The organism is Streptomyces sp. NPDC059866 (genome assembly GCF_042731325.1).
GTDB lineage: Bacteria > Actinomycetota > Actinomycetes > Streptomycetales > Streptomycetaceae > Streptomyces > Streptomyces flavusporus.
Map to the genome: position 1 here is coordinate 273,065 of NZ_JBHWJT010000009.1, position 15,644 is coordinate 288,708.

A 15,644-nucleotide genomic window follows, 5' to 3' on the forward strand; every position below is an offset into this window, starting at 1 on the left:
ACCGTAACCGGCCCCACTGACAGTGCGGGCACGCTGCAGGTCATCGGTCCGCGGGCCGCCGTGCCCTGAGGCCGCGAACGGGGCCGCGAACCCTGTACGAACCGGTATCGACACGCCCGAACCGGTCACGGAATCACCGGTTCCTGTCCCCTTATGAGGGATCGTTTCACCCGTACGAATTAAATGTGCTCAAGGGGGCGGAAGGCGCCACCCCCCGCCCCCTACGGTCGGCCGGGTGATGAGCAGCAGCCCGGACACCTCGACCCGCACGACCGGCGCACACCGGGCGCGCCGCGAGGCACGCGACCGTGCTGCGGCGCGCACGCTGGCGCACCACCCGCCCGCGCGCTACGAGCCGTATCTGGACGGTCTGTTCACCTACTGCCTCTCCGTGCTGTGTGACCACGACGCCGCGACCGCCGCCCTGGGCGAGGTCCTCGCGCTCGCCGAACGCCGCGGCCAGCGTGCCCCGGACGCCGCCGGGGACCGCCGGGCGTGGTTGTACGCGCTGGCCCGCTGGGTGTGCCTGCGCAAGCTGGCCGAGGCCAAGCAGAAACGTCAGGCCACGCACGCGGCGGGCCGCCATGGCACCGAACGGCAGCGCGGCAGACAGCCCACCACCCCGCCCGTCTCCGAGGAGGCCCAGGAGCAGCGCCGGCGCGAACTCGCCCAGCTGGCCTGGCCGGAGGCCGCCGGCACCACCCCCGAGCAGCGCGAGGCGCTCGAGCTGGCCGTACGCCACCACCTGGCCGCCCATGAGGTCGCCGCCGTCCTCGGCATGGACCTCGCCGCCACCCGTGAACTGCTCGCCTCCGCCGCCTGCGAGGTCGAACGCACCCGCGCCGCCCTCGCGGTCGTCGAGACCGGCGGCTGTCCGGGCGTCGCCCGCCTCACCGGCGACAACCAGCTCGTGCTCAGCGCCGCGGTCCGCCGTGAGCTCGTCCGGCACGTCGACGACTGCCCCCGCTGCCGGCGCACCGCCGAGCGCGCCGTCCCCGGCCGCTGGCCCGGCGCCAGCGTCACCCCCGCCGCGCTGCCCGTCCTGGAGGCGCCCCGCGCGGCACTGCACCACGCCATGGCGCATCACCCGCGCGCGCGGGGCACCGCCGCGCCGCGCTTCGACCGGCGCGGCTTCCCCATGGACCCCAAGGACCGCACCGCCCGAAGGGACCGCCTACGCGCGCGTGCCGTCACCACGACCGTCGTCGCCACCGTCGTGGCGGCCCCCGTACTGGCCCTCTGGTCCGCCTACCGGGCCTCGCCGGTCACCGGCGAGGGCGGAGAGGGCAACACCGCCACCGCCAGCCGCGACGACCACCCCGGCAGCCTCGACGGCGAGGCGGCGCGCGGCGGCTACGAGAACACGGGAAACGCCGACACGCACCCTGGTGGCCGCTTCTCGAACGGCGACCAACCCGACGTCTCCGTGGAGGTCGTCAGCGTCGCCGGAGCGGGCCGCAGAGGTGTGGGGGAGCTGGCGGTGACCGCCGACTACAGCGGCGACACCACGCTGATCACTCTGACCGCCTCCGGCCATGCCCCGGTGCGCTGGTCCGCGACCACGGGCGCCTCCTGGCTCTATCTGAGCCGATCTGAAGGAACGCTCCGCCCAGGCGAAACGTTGACGATCAAGGTGTACGTCGACCAGCTGCGCGAGCCGTCCGGGTACTGGAGCGCACGGGTGGCGATCTCACCAGCCGGCGCGGTTGTCACGATCCAGGGCTACGGCCCCGCCCCCACCCCGACCGACCCGGGCCCGCCCCCGGACCCCGCGCCCAGCACCCCCAGCGGCCCACCTCCGCCCCCGCCCGACCCGGACCCGACGCCCACGGCCCCGCCGCCCACCGAGCCCACCCCCAGCGACCCACCGACCACCCCGCCACCCGACCCCGAACCCACCCCCAGCGACTCCGCCCCGTCCACCCCGGGCGACTCACCGCCACCACCCAGCGACAGTGGCGACCCGAGCCCGTCGACGTCGTAAGGCACCGGTGCCGCGCCGTCGGCCGCGGGCCGCCGTGCCTCCCCCAGTGCCTTCAGGGCCTGGGGAGGGACCCCAGGGCGGCACGGGCGGGCGCGGGAGGCACCCCCCGTCGCGCCGGGTTGCGCCACCCACTACGGCGCGCAGCCGCCCGTCACTCCACCGGGTCCGCCGGATGCGGCGCAAGCAGAGGCAACTGCGAGTTCAACCGCTGCTCGCACAGCTCGACCAGACGGTCGTAGCCGGCCTTGCCCATCAGCTCCGTCAGTTCCGCCCGGTAGGAGACGTACACCGGATCGCCCGCACCATGCGCCGAGGTCGCCGACGTGCACCACCAGTGCAGGTCGTGGCCGCCCGGCCCCCAGCCCCGGCGGTCGTACTCACCGATCGACACCTGGAGCACACGCGTGTCGTCGGGCCGGTCGATCCACTCGTAGGTCCGCCGGACCGGCAGCTGCCAGCACACGTCCGGCTTCGTCTCCAGCGGTTCCCGGCCCTCCTTCAGGGCGAGGATGTGCAGCGAGCAGCCCGCGCCGCCCGCGAAGCCGGGCCGGTTCTGGAAGATGCAGGAGCCCTGGTAGGGGCGGGTCTGCCGGGAGCCCTCGTCGTCCTTGGAGACCCAGCCGCCCCGGGTGCCCTCGGCGTGGTTCTGCCAGATCTCCGGCGTGAGCCTCGCCACATGCCCGGCGACCCGCTTCTCGTCGTCCTCGTCGGAGAAGTGGGCCCCCAGCGTGCAGCACCCGTCGTCCGCCCGGCCGGCCTGGATGCCCTGGCAGCCGCTTCCGAAGATGCAGTTCCAGCGAGAGGTCAGCCATGTCAGATCACAGCGGAAGACCTGTTCGTCGTCCGCCGGATCAGGGAACTCCACCCACGCGCGCGCGAAGTCGAGGCCCTTCTCGTCGTCCGTCAGGGCCTGCTGCGACTTCGTCGGTGCTTCCGCCTGCGAAGAACCCTTGGCTGCTTTGGTCTTCTTGTCTGCCTTGTCGGTCTTCGCCTTTTTCGTCTTTGGCACGGGTCCAGGGTAAGTCGCCCGCCGCCCGTCCAGGGACCGCCTCGAGGGCGGAGCACAGCGCAGCTGGCAGTAGCGTTCCGTACATGAGACTCGGTGTCCTCGACGTGGGATCGAACACGGTGCATCTGCTGGTGGTGGATGCGCACCCCGGCGCGCGCCCGCTGCCCGCGCACTCGCACAAGGCCGAACTGCGCCTCGCCCAGCTTCTCGACGACGACGGCGCCATCGGTCCCGACGGCGTCGACCGGCTGATCGGCGTCGTCCACGAGGCGCTCCAGGCCGCCGAGGACAAGGGCGTCGAGGAACTGCTGCCGTTCGCGACCTCCGCCGTGCGCGAGGCCAGCAACGCCGACGACGTCCTCGCGCGTGTGCAGACCGAGACCGGCGCCCAGCTCCAGGTCCTCACCGGCGCCGAGGAGGCCCGGCTCACCTTCCTCGCCGCCCGCCGCTGGTTCGGCTGGTCGGCCGGGAAGCTGCTCGTCCTGGACATCGGCGGCGGCTCCCTGGAGATCGCCTACGGCATCGACGAGGACCCCGACGCGGCCGTCTCCCTGCCGCTCGGCGCCGGCCGGCTCACCTCCGCCTGGCTGCCGGACGACCCGCCCGCCACCGAGGACATACGGGCTCTGCGCCGCCATGTGCGGGCCGAGATCGCCCGTACGGTCGGTGAGTTCAGCCGCTTCGGCGCCCCCGACCACGTGGTCGCCACCTCCAAGACCTTCCGGCAGCTCGCCCGCATCAGCGGTGCCGCCCGCTCCGCCGACGGCCTCTACGTCCAGCGCGAACTCAAGCGCCAGTCCCTGGAGGCCTGGGTCCCCCGCCTCGCCGGCATGACCACCGAGGAACGCGCCGAACTCCCCGGAGTCTCCGACGGCCGAGCGGGCCAGCTGGTCGCCGGCGCCCTGGTGGCGGAGGCCGCGATGGACCTGTTCGGCGTGGAGACGCTGGAGATCTGCCCGTGGGCACTGAGGGAGGGCATCATCCTGCGACGGTTGGACCACATGGGCTCGGATTGAAACGGGCGGCGGGGTAGCGCCGGCAAGGGGCGCGGGGCTGCATCGACATGCGGCTCCGCCGCGATGGGGGTCCCCCCGCTCGAGCGAAGCCGAGAGTGGGGGAGCGACCAGCCCACGCCAACCCGCACTCGCCCACGGCGACAAAGATCAACGGTGAATAGGCGCACACCAACCCCGGTCCACCCCGCAGACCCACGTACCCTGTCTCCGTGGCAGAACCAGTCGTACGCATCCCGGATGCGAAGGTCGCCCTCTCGACGGCCTCCGTGTACCCGGAGTCGACGGCAACGGCCTTCGAGATCGCCGCGCGCCTCGGGTACGACGGCGTCGAGGTCATGGTCTGGAACGACCCGGTCAGCCAGGACATGGAGGCGCTGCGCCGGCTCAGCGACTTCCACCAGATCCCGATCCTCGCCGTACACGCCCCCTGCCTGCTCATCACGCAGCGCGTGTGGTCCACCGACCCGTGGGTCAAGCTCCAGCGCGCCCAGGCGGCGGCCGAGAAGCTCGGCGCCACCACGGTCGTCGTCCACCCGCCCTTTCGCTGGCAGCGCCAGTACGCGCGCGACTTCGTCGCCGGCATCTGGCGGATGGTGGACGAGACGGATGTGCGGTTCGCCGTCGAGAACATGTACCCCTGGCGCTACCGCGACCGCGAGATGCTCGCGTACGCCCCCGACTGGGACGTGACGAAGGACGACTACCGCCACTTCACGATCGACCTCAGCCACGCCGCGACCGCGCGCACGGACGCCCTGCAGATGGTCGACCGTATGGGCGACCGGCTGGGCCACGTCCATCTCGCGGACGGCTCCGGCTCCAACAAGGACGAGCACCTGGTCCCCGGCCGCGGCACCCAGCCCTGCGCCGAGCTACTGGAACGGCTCGCCGTGTCCGGATTCGACGGGCACGTCGTCATCGAGGTCAACACCCGCCGCGCCATGTCCAGCGCCGAGCGCGAGGCCGACCTCGCCGAGGCCCTGGCCTTCACCCGGCTCCACCTGGCCTCCGCAGTGAAGGTGCCCCGGCGATGACCGGCACGACGCCCACGCCGCGCCGCCGGGGACGGCCCTCGCGTACGGAGTCCGCCGACGGCCCCGCCACCCGCGACCGCATCCTCGCCGCGGCCCGCGAGGAGTTCTCCGAACGGGGCTACGAGAAGACGTCCGTGCGCGGCATCGCCAAGGCGGCCGGTGTGGACTCGGCGCTGGTGCACCACTACTTCGGCACCAAGGAGCAGGTCTTCCAGGAGGCGGTGGAGACGGTCTTCGCGCCCGCGCTGAGGGCACCGGATGTGATCTTCGAGGGGGCGCCCGAGGAGGTCGGTGAGCGGTTCGCCCGATTCCTCTTCGGGATCTGGGAGAACCCGGTCACCCGGACGCCGCTGCTCGCGGTCGTACGGTCCGCGGTGAACAACGAGGTCGCGGCCGCCGTCTTCCGCCGCCTCGTTACCGCCCAGCTGCTCCGCAGGGTCGCCGCCCAGCTCGGCATGCCCGACGCGGAGCTGCGGGCGGAACTGGCGGCCGCGCAGCTGGTCGGTGTCGCCATGCTGCGGTACGTGATCAAGCTCGAGCCGCTGGCGTCGGCCGACATGGAAGTGATCATCCAACGGATCGCACCCGTGGTGCAGGGCCACCTGACGAAACCCTGAATCCCTTGAATCCTTCAGGGGGAACGAACCCCTGTCAGAGGGAACGAACGGTCGAATCCCTGAGACATGCGTCCCGCAATCCGGACATCCTGTCCGCTCTCTGGATGACCGGCGTACGCTCGACTCAGTCAGAACTCTCCGAAGGAGCGAGCGACGATGCCCGAGCTGAGGTCCCGCACAGTCACCCACGGCCGCAACATGGCGGGCGCCCGCGCCCTTATGCGCGCCTCCGGTGTACCCGGTGCGGACATCGGCCGAAAGCCGATCATCGCGGTCGCCAACAGCTTCACGGAGTTCGTGCCGGGCCACACGCACCTGGCGCCGGTCGGCCGGATCGTCAGCGAGGCGATCAAGGAGGCCGGCGGCATCCCGCGCGAGTTCAACACGATCGCCGTCGACGACGGCATCGCGATGGGCCACGGCGGCATGCTGTACAGCCTGCCCTCCCGTGACCTGATCGCGGACAGCGTGGAGTACATGGTCGAGGCGCACTGCGCCGACGCCCTGGTCTGCATCTCCAACTGCGACAAGATCACCCCGGGCATGCTCATGGCCGCCCTGCGCCTGAACATCCCGACGGTCTTCGTCTCCGGCGGTCCCATGGAGTCCGGCCGCGCCACGCTGGTCGACGGCACGGTCCGCACGCTCGACCTGGTCGACGCGATCTCCGACGCGGTGAACGACAAGATCTCGGACGAGGACATCCTCCGTATCGAGGAGAACGCCTGTCCGACCTGCGGCTCCTGTTCCGGCATGTTCACCGCCAACTCGATGAACTGCCTGACCGAGGCCATCGGCCTCTCCCTCCCCGGCAACGGCTCGGTCCTCGCCACCCACACCGCCCGCCGCGCGCTCTACGAGAACGCCGCCCGCACGGTGATGGACCTGACCCGCCGCTACTACGAGCAGGACGACGACACGGTCCTGCCCCGAAACATCGCCACCATCGCGGCCTTCGAGAACGCCATGGCCCTGGACATCGCGATGGGCGGCTCCACCAACACGATCCTGCATCTGCTGGCCGCCGCCCAGGAGGCCGGCGTGCCCTTCGGCCTGGAGCAGATCGACGCCGTCTCGCGCCGCGTGCCGTGCCTGGCGAAGGTCGCACCCAACGTCGCCAAGGACCGCACGTACTACATGGAGGACGTGCACCGCGCCGGCGGCATCCCCGCCCTGCTCGGCGAGCTGCACCGCGCGGGCCTGCTCAACGAGGACGTGCACGCCGTCCACAGCCCGTCCCTGGCGGACTGGCTGAAGACATGGGACGTCCGCGGCGGCTCGCCTTCGGCCGAGGCCGTGGAGCTGTGGCACGCGGCACCCGGCTGCGTCCGCTCCGCCGAGGCCTTCTCCCAGTCCGAGCGCTGGGAGGCCCTGGACGTGGACGCCGAGGGCGGCTGCATCCGCTCCGCCGAGCACGCCTACTCCAAGGACGGCGGCCTGGCGGTACTGAAGGGCAACCTCGCCGTCGACGGCTGCGTGGTGAAGACGGCCGGCGTCGACGAGTCCATCTGGACCTTCGAGGGCCCGGCGGTCGTCTGCGAGTCGCAGGAGGAGGCCGTCGAGAAGATCCTCAACAAGCAGGTGACGGACGGCGACGTCGTCGTCATCCGCTACGAGGGCCCCAAGGGCGGCCCCGGCATGCAGGAGATGCTCTACCCGACGTCCTTCCTGAAGGGCCGCGGCCTCGGCAAGACCTGCGCCCTGATCACCGACGGCCGTTTCTCCGGCGGCACGTCCGGCCTGTCCATCGGCCACGCCTCCCCCGAAGCGGCGTCCGGAGGCACCATCGCGCTCGTCGAGAACGGCGACCGCATCCGCATCGACATCCCGAACCGTTCCATCGAACTGCTCGTGGACGAGGCGGAACTGGCGCGCCGGGAGCAGGCGTTGAACGGGGTGTACGTCCCGAAGGGCCGCGAGCGCAAGGTGTCGGCCGCACTGCGGGCCTACGCCGCCATGGCAACCAGCGCGGACAAGGGCGCCGTGCGGGACGTCAGCAAACTGGGCTGAGGCACACACCTGGGGCCGCCTGTGACGGGGCGGCCCCTTTTGTGTGCGGGCTCGGCCGGTGAGTCGGCTTTCGCGCGCCCCTCGGCCGGTGACTCCGGCTTTCGTGTGCGGCCTCGGCCGGTGGGCCCGGGTTTCGCTGTGCACCCAGCCGGTGAGTCGGCTTTCGCGCGCCCCTCGGCCGGTGACTCCGGCCTTCGCGCCGCCCCCCAGCCGCTCAGTCCGCCCCGCCTGTCACCACCGCGCCGGATCGTCCCCGTCCACCGCGAACAGCGAACCGCCCGGAGCCGCGGCGAACACCCTGCCGTCCCCGGCGACCGGCAGCGGCAGCCCGGACACCACCGATCCCCGCCCCGCCCCGGGCCGCGCCCTAGTCTGCCCCAGCAGCGCACCCTTCCCGGTGTCGACGGCGACGACCCGCCCGTCCCCGGCACTGAAGTACAGCCGCCCCCCGGCCACCACCGGCGCGGACGGGAAACTGACGGACGTCTCCAGCCGCCACAGCTGCGCCGACGTCCGCGTGTCGACGGCGACCAGCGCACCGTCGGCCCCCAGCAGATACACCGTGTCCCGCTGCACGACGGCCTGCGCTCCCGCCAGCGGATGGCGCAGCGCGGTACGGCGCTGCGTCCCGTGCGTGGCGTCGTAGCGCACGACCGCGTCGGTGTCGGCGTACTCCGCCGAGGTCGACGTGAACCAGAGCACGCCCTCACGGGCGCCGACCAGGCTGAGCGCACCGGCCAGCCGCCGCTGCCAGCGGACGGCGCCGCTCTCCGGGTCGACGGCGGTCACCCGGGTCCCGGTCCCGGCCGCGCCGACCGCGTACGCGACCCGGCCGCCGTACGACTGGAACACCGGCTGCGTGAGCCCGGCGACCGCGTGCTGCCACTTCCGCTCGCCGGTGGCCGCGTCCAGCGCGGTGACCTCCGAGTCGCGTCCGGTGAGCAGGACGACCCCGCCGACGTGCGCGACCCGACCGTCGTAGCGCGAGATGTCGTGGCTCCAGCGGGTCCTGCCGGTCGCCGGGTCGAGCGCGGCGAGCCGCCGCCCGCCCTCCGTGACGACATGCAGCAACCCGCCCGACAGCATCGGCGGCTCGACGGTCCCGTCCGCTTGCTGCCCGGCCCCCGCACGCGCCCACTTCACGCCGCCGTCGGCGGGATCGACCGCGGCGGCCAGAACACCGGGGCGGGTGCAGTACAGCGTCCCGGGCGTGTAGGCGCACTGCGGCATTCCGCTCGCCTCGGCGCCACGGGCGTTCAGGTCGATGTCCCAGGGGCGGAACGGGGCGGGCTGCCCGGCCCCGGCCGGCGTCGGGCTGTCGCCGGCCCCGAGGAGGGCAACAGCCCCCGCGCCCAGGGCGAGCACGGCGGCGACGGCCACAGCGGCCCTCCACCACCGCCTTCCCGGGCCGCGGGCCCCGGGTGCGTCCGCGACCGGACCGTCCACCGAGGGCACCCGGCGCCGGTGCGTGGGGGCCTCGTCCTGCGCGGGACCGGCATCACGCGGGGAACCGACTTCCCGCGGGCGATCGACTTCCCGGGGCCCGTCGAACGACTGCTCGCCCGTGCGCTGTTCGGGAATGAAGGCCTGTGTGTCATACGACGCCGAAAGCGACCGGAGCTCCGCCATCAGCTCGTCCGGAGTGGGCCGGTCCTCAGGCTCCTTGGCCAGGCACCGGGCGACGAGCGGCGCCAGCTCGTCCGGCACTCCTGTCAAGTCCGGCTCTTCATGAACGACCTGATACGCCACCAGGTACGGGCTGTCGGAGTCGAAGGGGCCGCTGCCCGTCGCGGCGTGCACGATGACCGACCCGAGCGCGAAGACGTCGGCGGCCGGCCCGACCTCCCGCGGCCTGCGGAACTGCTCCGGCGCCATGAACGGCGGCGTGCCGATCAACTTGCCGGTCTCGGTGCGCAGTTCGCTGTCCGAGGGCCGGGATATCCCGAAGTCGATGACCTTCGGCCCGTCCTCGGCGAGCAGGACGTTGCTCGGCTTGAGGTCGCGGTGCACGACCCCGACCCGATGGATGTCCCGCAGCGCCTCGGCGAGCCCCGCCGTCAACTGGCGCAGCCGGGCCGGCGCAAGGGCGCCGTTCCGCTTCACGTACTCGGCGAGGGTGGGGCCGGGGATGAAGAGCGTCGCCATCCAGGGGCACTCGGCATCGGGATCGGCGTCGACGACGGGCGCGGTGAAGGCACCGCTGACCCGCCGTGCGGCGGCCACCTCCTGGCGGAACCGCCCCCGGAACTCCGGGTCCTGAGCAAACTCCCCGTGCACCACCTTCACGGCGAGCCGCAACCCCGAGGCCGACCGCGCCAGATGGACCACACCCATGCCACCGGAACCGAGCGGCGCCTCCAGCAGGTACTGCCCGGCATACCGCTGCGATTCCGCTTCCGCATCCGTACCGGTGCTGCGCCATGGCGGCATCTCTCACCCCCGGATGTCCGTCCGCATGCGCGACGCGCTGAGCCTAGTCGATGCTTCGTGCGAAACCTCTGTGGCTTGCTAGCCTCGGTGTGCCAGGTGATTTTGGCGTGAACCGTTCACAAGCATTCAAACGGGGGGAGGCCGACATGGCCACGGAGGACATCGAGATCTCGGGCACGGGCGAGCCGGCGACGACGGCGGAGGCGAGCGTCCGCTCCTACCCGGTCGCCCCCGGCGTCCGGCTCAACGTCCGCAGCGGCCCCGGCACCCACTACCGGATCGTCCGCGTCCTGCCCGAGGGCACCACCGTCCCCATCTACTGCCAGCGCCCCGGCGACACCGTCACCGGCCCCTACGGCACCACCAACATCTGGGACTGCATCGCCAACGCCCAGTACGTCTCCGACGCCTACGTCAACACCGGCAGCGACGGCTACGTGGCACCGCGCTGCTCCTGACGACGGCAGGGTGCGCCGGGCGCTGCTCCTGACGACGACCAGGGGCGCCCGGCGCGGCTCCTGACCGCGGCGAGGGCCTGGCCCCGCCATGGCCGGGAGTCATAATCGGCCCGTGAGCGACCAGCAGAACCGCACCCCGGACCAGCCCACGGACGGCCCCCGCCCCGAGCCCATCCGTTTCTTCGGCACGACCTGGGTGCACCACGACAACGGATACCCGGCCCGCCGCATCGCCGCCGCCGTCGGCTCCCTCGCCGCAGCCGTCGCCGCCTGCCTGGTGCTCCGCTTCGCCTACGAGGGTCTGCAGATCGCCGGCTCCGGCAGCTTCGTCACGCTGCTGGTCGTCGTCATGTTCGCGGTCTGCAGCGCCCTCGCCTTCCGCCACACCTGGGACGCCTTCACCAAGCGCCCGGACCCCGACCGCCAGGCTTCCCTGCGCGGCCTGCTGACCATCGGCTTCGTCGGCTCCCTCCTCGCCTACTTCTTCCGCTCCCTCCTCGAGGCCCCGGGCGAGAACCTCCACCGCGAGGAGTACGAGGAGGCCCGCCGACAGCACGAGAAGCGCTCCGCCCGCCGCACCGGCAACCCGAAGAAGCGCCGCCGCACCTGAGCACCCCTGCCTTGACGAGGCCTACACCCAGGAGCATTATTCATCACATGATGAATAATGCTGCCGACCCACCCGACGCCAACGGCAACACCCCACCCCGAACCGCCGAGACCTCCGCCATCCACGCCGCGGGCCTCACCGTCGTCCGCGGCCCCCGCACAGTCCTGCGCGCCCTCGACTTCACCGTCCCGCGCGGCCAGATCACCGGCCTGCTCGGCCCCTCCGGATGCGGCAAGTCGACCCTGATGCGCGCCATCGTCGGCACCCAGGCCAAGGTCACCGGCACCCTTGACGTCCTGGGCCGCCCCGCCGGCCACCCCACACTGCGCACCCGCATCGGCTACGTCACCCAGGCCCCCTCCGTCTACGACGACCTGACCATCCGTCAGAACCTGGACTACTTCGCCGCGATCCTCGACCCCGGCCGCTCATCATCCGAACGCCGCCACGACAACGTCACCCGAGCCATCGCCGACGTCGACCTCACCAGCCACGCCGACTCCCTCGCCGGCAACCTCTCCGGCGGCCAGCGCAGCCGCGTCTCCCTGGCAGTGGCCCTCCTGGGCACCCCCGAACTCCTGGTCCTCGACGAACCGACCGTCGGCCTGGACCCCGTCCTCCGCCGCGACCTGTGGAACCTCTTCCACGACATCGCCGCCGACCGCGGCGCCACCCTCCTCATCTCCTCCCACGTCATGGACGAGGCCGAACGCTGCCACCGCCTCCTCCTCATGCGCGAAGGCGAGATCCTCGCCGACGACACCCCGGACGCCCTGCGCACCCGCACCGGCGCCGACACCGTCGAAGCGGCGTTCCTGCACCTGGTGGACGAGGCAACCGCGAACAGCCGCAAGAAGGAGACCACCCGATGAGCGCGACGACGGTCACCGCCCCCGCAACGCCCGCACCCACCAGCGCCCTGAACGCCTCCCGCACCACCGCCACCGCGGCCCGCGTCCTGCGCCAGCTCCGCCACGACCCGCGCACGATCGCGCTGATGCTCCTCGTCCCGTGCCTGATGCTGATCCTGCTGCGCTACGTCTTCGACGGCAGCCCGCGCACCTTCGACAGCATCGGCGCCTCCCTCCTGGGCATCTTCCCGCTGATCACGATGTTCCTGGTGACCTCCATCGCCACCCTGCGCGAACGCACCTCCGGCACCCTCGAACGCCTCCTCGCCATGCCCCTCGGCAAAGGCGACGTGATTGCGGGCTACGCCCTCGCCTTCGGCACCCTGGCGATCATCCAGTCCACTCTCGCCACCGGCCTGGCGCTCTGGTTCCTGGGCCTGGACGTCACGGGCTCCCCCTGGCTGCTCCTGCTCGTGGCCCTGCTCGACGCCCTGCTCGGGACAGCCCTCGGTCTCTTCGTCTCGGCCTTCGCGGCCTCCGAATTCCAGGCGGTCCAGTTCATGCCGGCAGTGCTCTTCCCCCAACTCCTCCTCTGCGGCCTGTTCACCCCACGCGACAACATGCACCCCGTCCTCGAGGCCATCTCCAACGTCCTCCCCATGTCCTACGCCGTCGACGGCATGAACGAAGTCCTCAAGCACACCGACATGACCGCCAACTTCCTCCGCGACACCCTGATCGTGGCAGGCTGCGCCCTACTGGTCCTGGCCCTGGGCGCAGCAACACTGAGGCGCCGCACGGTGTAGTCGCCGTAGCTGCGGGCAGTCGTGCTGCTTGGGCGGCACGGGTGGGCGCAGCGGCACCCCGCTGGCGCGGGCGAGCAAAACGCCCTCAGCCGCAACCCCACTCACCCGTCAACCGGCGTCCCGCCTGCCGGACAGCCCACGCGCACCCTCACTCCAAGTGCGAGGATGCCCAAAGGACGACGCACCCCCGGAGGGCCCCGCACCATGACCCAGAAAGTCGCAGTCCTCGGCACCGGCAAGATCGGCGAAGCCCTGCTCAGCGGAATGATCCGCGCCGGCTGGACCCCCGCCGACCTCCTGGTCACCGCCCGCCGCCCGGAACGAGCCGAAGAACTCCGCACCCGCTATGGAGTCATCCCGGTCACCAACCCGGAAGCCGCCAAGACCGCCGACACCCTGATCCTCACGGTCAAACCGCAGGACATGGGCACCCTCCTCGACGAACTCGCCCCCCACGTCCCCACCGACCGCCTGGTCATCAGCGGCGCGGCGGGCATCACCACCTCCTTCATCGAGGAGCGCCTCACCACCGGCACTCCGGTCGTCCGCGTCATGACGAACACCCCCGCCCTCGTCGACGAAGCCATGTCCGTCATCTCCGCCGGCAGCCACGCCAGCGATGCCGACCTGGCCCACGCGGAGGAGATCTTCGGCGCCGTCGGCAAGACGCTGCGCGTCCCCGAGTCCCAGCAGGACGCCTGCACGGCCCTCTCCGGCTCCGGCCCGGCGTACTTCTTCTACCTGGTCGAAGCCATGACCGACGCCGGCATCCTGCTGGGCCTGCCCCGCGACAAGGCCCACGACCTGATCGTCCAGTCCGCGATCGGCGCCGCCACGATGCTCCGCGACAGTGGCGAACACCCGGTGAAGCTCCGCGAGAACGTCACCTCCCCCGCCGGCACCACCATCAACGCCATCCGCGAACTCGAGAACCATGGCGTACGAGCCGCCCTCATCGCCGCCCTCGAAGCCGCCCGCGACCGCAGCCGCGAACTGGCCTCCGGCAGCAACAGCTGAGCCTCCGGCAGCAACAGCTGACGCCCGGCCGCCCCTGCCCCGGGGCGGCCCAGCTCACCCCTGAGCAGCCACCTCGATATCGGCAGCCGCCGGCAACAACCCGATCGCCCGATACGCGGCATCCACGGTCGGCCGGGCCATCGCCCGAGCCCTCTCCGCACCATCCCGCAGCACCTCCTCCACATAGCCAGGATCCGCGCACAACGCCTTGTGCCTCTCCTGCACGGGCCTGAGAACCTCGACCACGGCCTCTGCGGTGTCCTTCTTCAAGGCGCCGTACGACTCATATACACCGCTCAGCTCCGATGGGTTCCCACCCGTACAGGCCGCGAGGATCTCCAGCAGATTGGCGAGGCCCGGCCGCGCCTCCCGGTCGTACACGACCTCCCGCCCGCTGTCGGTCACGGCCCGCAGAACCTTCTTCCGCACCACGTCCGGCTCATCGAGCAGATAGACGATCCCGGGCCCGACGTCCTCGCTCTTCCCCATCTTCGAGGCCGGGTCCTGCAGGTTCATCACCCGCGTGGCCACCGTCGGATGCGTGGCCCGAGGCACCACGAACGTGTACCCGTACCGACGGTTGAACCGCACCGCGAGATCCCGCGCCAGCTCCACATGCTGTGCCTGGTCGTCCCCCACCGGCACCTCGTCGGTCCCGTACGCCAGGATGTCCGCCGCCATCAGCACGGGATACGTCAGCAGCGACAGCCGCACACTCCCGCCCCGCTCCCGCTCACGCACGGCCTTCTCCCTGTACTGGATCATCCGCCGCATCTCGCCGTCCGCGGCCACGCACTCCAGCAGATACGACAGCCGCGCGTGCTCATCCACATGGCTCTGTACGAACACGGTGCACAGCTCCGGATCCAGCCCTGTCGCCAACAACAGGCTCGCTGCCTGCCGACTCAGCCGCCGCACCCGCGCAGGATCGTGCTCCACGGTCAGCGCGTGCAGATCGACGACACAGAACAGCGCGTCCGCCTGGTGCTGATCCACGGCAGCCCACCGCTGCATGGCCCCCAGGTAGTTCCCCAGCGTCAGATTCCCGGTCGGCTTGACCCCACTGAAGACCCGCGTCATCCCTTCTCCACCTCCTGGTCGAGGCCGCCGCCTAGGCGGGCCGACCCTCTGGAGCTCCGGAGGGAGATACGAGAACGGCCGCCGAGGCGGCGGCCGTTGAGTGCATACGTAAGTCCGGCCGCCGTCAGGCGGCCCACCACTGCTGGGTGTACGTACGCGTCGTCATGCACACCAGGGTACGCCCGTAGGGTCTGGTCCGGAGCCGAGTTGACACACCCCGACCCGGTCCGTAGTGTTCTCCGGGTTGTCCGACGTGAGAGCCGACTCCGGTCGGTCCCCGGACAGCCATTCCGCAGGTACTCAAGCAGCAATCGACGATCTGTCGTCGTATGCATTGCCATGCGTATTTGCGAGATGAGGAATCCGCGTTCGAAAGGACGCAGCCCCCGATTAGCTCGGGAGCCAGGAATCCGCTAAAGTCTCACTCGTCGGAACGGCCCAACGGCCGGGAAGACAAGCCCCGCTGACTGGGAGTCAGGCCCGAAAGGATCTGATAGAGTCGGAACCGCCGGAAAGGGAAACGCGAAAGCGGGAACCCGGAAAGCACCGAGGAAATCGGATCGGGAAAAGGTCTGATAGAGTCGGAAACGCAAGACCGAAGGGAAGCGCCCGGAGGAAAGCCCGCGAGGGTGAGTACGAAGGAAGCGTCCGTTCCTTGAGAACTCAACAGCGTGCCAAAAATCAACGCCAGATATGTTGATACCCCGTCTCCGGCCGTCAGG

General features: G+C 71.3%; 13 protein-coding genes. 10 read left to right on the forward strand and 3 right to left on the reverse strand.

The features are described from left to right. Nucleotides 1-235 precede the first annotated feature (235 nt). A complete protein-coding gene (locus ACFV7R_RS16855) occupies nucleotides 236-1,984 on the forward strand; it encodes a hypothetical protein (RefSeq protein ID WP_385264096.1) in 1,749 nt (582 codons plus the stop codon). A 151-nt stretch (nucleotides 1,985-2,135) separates the two neighbouring features. On the opposite strand, the gene ACFV7R_RS16860 is transcribed toward ACFV7R_RS16855, so the two are convergent. After that, nucleotides 2,136-2,993: a hypothetical protein gene (locus ACFV7R_RS16860; protein WP_385264098.1), complete on the reverse strand. Its 858-nt coding sequence runs from the start codon at nucleotides 2,991-2,993 to the stop codon at nucleotides 2,136-2,138. An 83-nt stretch (nucleotides 2,994-3,076) separates the two neighbouring features. Here ACFV7R_RS16860 and ACFV7R_RS16865 point away from each other — a divergent pair, with 83 nt between their 5' ends. The 4 genes from ACFV7R_RS16865 to ilvD all read left to right on the forward strand — a co-directional run bounded on the left by ACFV7R_RS16865 (nucleotide 3,077) and on the right by ilvD (nucleotide 7,670). Next, nucleotides 3,077-4,009, forward strand: coding sequence for a Ppx/GppA family phosphatase (locus ACFV7R_RS16865; RefSeq protein ID WP_385264100.1), 933 nt, complete (start codon nucleotides 3,077-3,079; stop codon nucleotides 4,007-4,009). A gap of 209 nt (nucleotides 4,010-4,218) precedes the next feature. Further along, complete coding sequence (locus ACFV7R_RS16870; protein ID WP_129799461.1) at nucleotides 4,219-5,043, forward strand: sugar phosphate isomerase/epimerase; 825 nt, start codon at nucleotides 4,219-4,221, stop codon at nucleotides 5,041-5,043. Next, nucleotides 5,040-5,660 carry a TetR family transcriptional regulator gene (locus ACFV7R_RS16875; protein ID WP_385264102.1) on the forward strand — a complete coding sequence of 207 codons (621 nt, stop codon included), beginning with the start codon at nucleotides 5,040-5,042 and terminating at the stop codon, nucleotides 5,658-5,660. Before ACFV7R_RS16870 ends, ACFV7R_RS16875 begins: the two co-directional genes overlap by 4 nt. 156 nt (nucleotides 5,661-5,816) lie before the next feature. Next, entirely contained in the window at nucleotides 5,817-7,670 is a 1,854-nt protein-coding gene (gene ilvD / locus ACFV7R_RS16880; RefSeq protein WP_385264104.1) for a dihydroxy-acid dehydratase, read from the forward strand. A 231-nt stretch (nucleotides 7,671-7,901) separates the two neighbouring features. Here the strand turns inward: ilvD and ACFV7R_RS16885 are convergent, their stop codons facing one another. Continuing rightward, nucleotides 7,902-10,100 carry a serine/threonine-protein kinase gene (locus ACFV7R_RS16885; RefSeq protein WP_385264106.1) on the reverse strand — a complete coding sequence of 733 codons (2,199 nt, stop codon included), beginning with the start codon at nucleotides 10,098-10,100 and terminating at the stop codon, nucleotides 7,902-7,904. A 146-nt stretch (nucleotides 10,101-10,246) separates the two neighbouring features. On the opposite strand from ACFV7R_RS16885, the gene ACFV7R_RS16890 reads away from it, so the two are divergent. From ACFV7R_RS16890 to proC, 5 genes are all read left to right on the forward strand, one after another. After that, complete coding sequence (locus ACFV7R_RS16890; RefSeq protein ID WP_385264107.1) at nucleotides 10,247-10,558, forward strand: SH3 domain-containing protein; 312 nt, start codon at nucleotides 10,247-10,249, stop codon at nucleotides 10,556-10,558. Nucleotides 10,559-10,646: 88 nt separating this feature from the next. Further along, nucleotides 10,647-11,168, forward strand: a complete 522-nt coding sequence (locus tag ACFV7R_RS16895; RefSeq protein WP_385264109.1) for an EamA/RhaT family transporter — start codon at nucleotides 10,647-10,649, stop codon at nucleotides 11,166-11,168. Between the two features lie 47 nt (nucleotides 11,169-11,215). Next, nucleotides 11,216-12,040, forward strand: coding sequence for an ABC transporter ATP-binding protein (locus tag ACFV7R_RS16900; RefSeq protein ID WP_385264110.1), 825 nt, complete (start codon nucleotides 11,216-11,218; stop codon nucleotides 12,038-12,040). Then, complete coding sequence (locus tag ACFV7R_RS16905; RefSeq protein ID WP_385264111.1) at nucleotides 12,037-12,825, forward strand: ABC transporter permease; 789 nt, start codon at nucleotides 12,037-12,039, stop codon at nucleotides 12,823-12,825. Before ACFV7R_RS16900 ends, ACFV7R_RS16905 begins: the two co-directional genes overlap by 4 nt. Before the next feature lie 204 nt (nucleotides 12,826-13,029). After that, entirely contained in the window at nucleotides 13,030-13,842 is an 813-nt protein-coding gene (gene proC / locus ACFV7R_RS16910) for a pyrroline-5-carboxylate reductase (RefSeq protein WP_129799455.1), read from the forward strand. Between the two features lie 54 nt (nucleotides 13,843-13,896). On the opposite strand, the gene trpS is transcribed toward proC, so the two are convergent. Next, entirely contained in the window at nucleotides 13,897-14,922 is a 1,026-nt protein-coding gene (gene trpS, locus ACFV7R_RS16915; protein WP_385264113.1) for a tryptophan--tRNA ligase, read from the reverse strand. Nucleotides 14,923-15,644 lie beyond the last annotated feature (722 nt).

Coding starts and splice junctions, on each gene's coding strand:
- ACFV7R_RS16865 (WP_385264100.1), top strand. CDS start 3,077: ATGAGACTCGGTGTCCTCGACGTGGGATCGAACACGGTGCATCTGCTG.
- ACFV7R_RS16875 (WP_385264102.1), top strand. CDS start 5,040: ATGACCGGCACGACGCCCACGCCGCGCCGCCGGGGACGGCCCTCGCGT.
- ilvD (WP_385264104.1), top strand. CDS start 5,817: ATGCCCGAGCTGAGGTCCCGCACAGTCACCCACGGCCGCAACATGGCG.
- ACFV7R_RS16885 (WP_385264106.1), bottom strand. CDS start 10,100: ATGCCGCCATGGCGCAGCACCGGTACGGATGCGGAAGCGGAATCGCAG.
- ACFV7R_RS16890 (WP_385264107.1), top strand. CDS start 10,247: ATGGCCACGGAGGACATCGAGATCTCGGGCACGGGCGAGCCGGCGACG.
- ACFV7R_RS16895 (WP_385264109.1), top strand. CDS start 10,647: ATGGCCGGGAGTCATAATCGGCCCGTGAGCGACCAGCAGAACCGCACC.
- ACFV7R_RS16900 (WP_385264110.1), top strand. CDS start 11,216: ATGATGAATAATGCTGCCGACCCACCCGACGCCAACGGCAACACCCCA.
- ACFV7R_RS16905 (WP_385264111.1), top strand. CDS start 12,037: ATGAGCGCGACGACGGTCACCGCCCCCGCAACGCCCGCACCCACCAGC.
- proC (WP_129799455.1), top strand. CDS start 13,030: ATGACCCAGAAAGTCGCAGTCCTCGGCACCGGCAAGATCGGCGAAGCC.
- trpS (WP_385264113.1), bottom strand. CDS start 14,922: ATGACGCGGGTCTTCAGTGGGGTCAAGCCGACCGGGAATCTGACGCTG.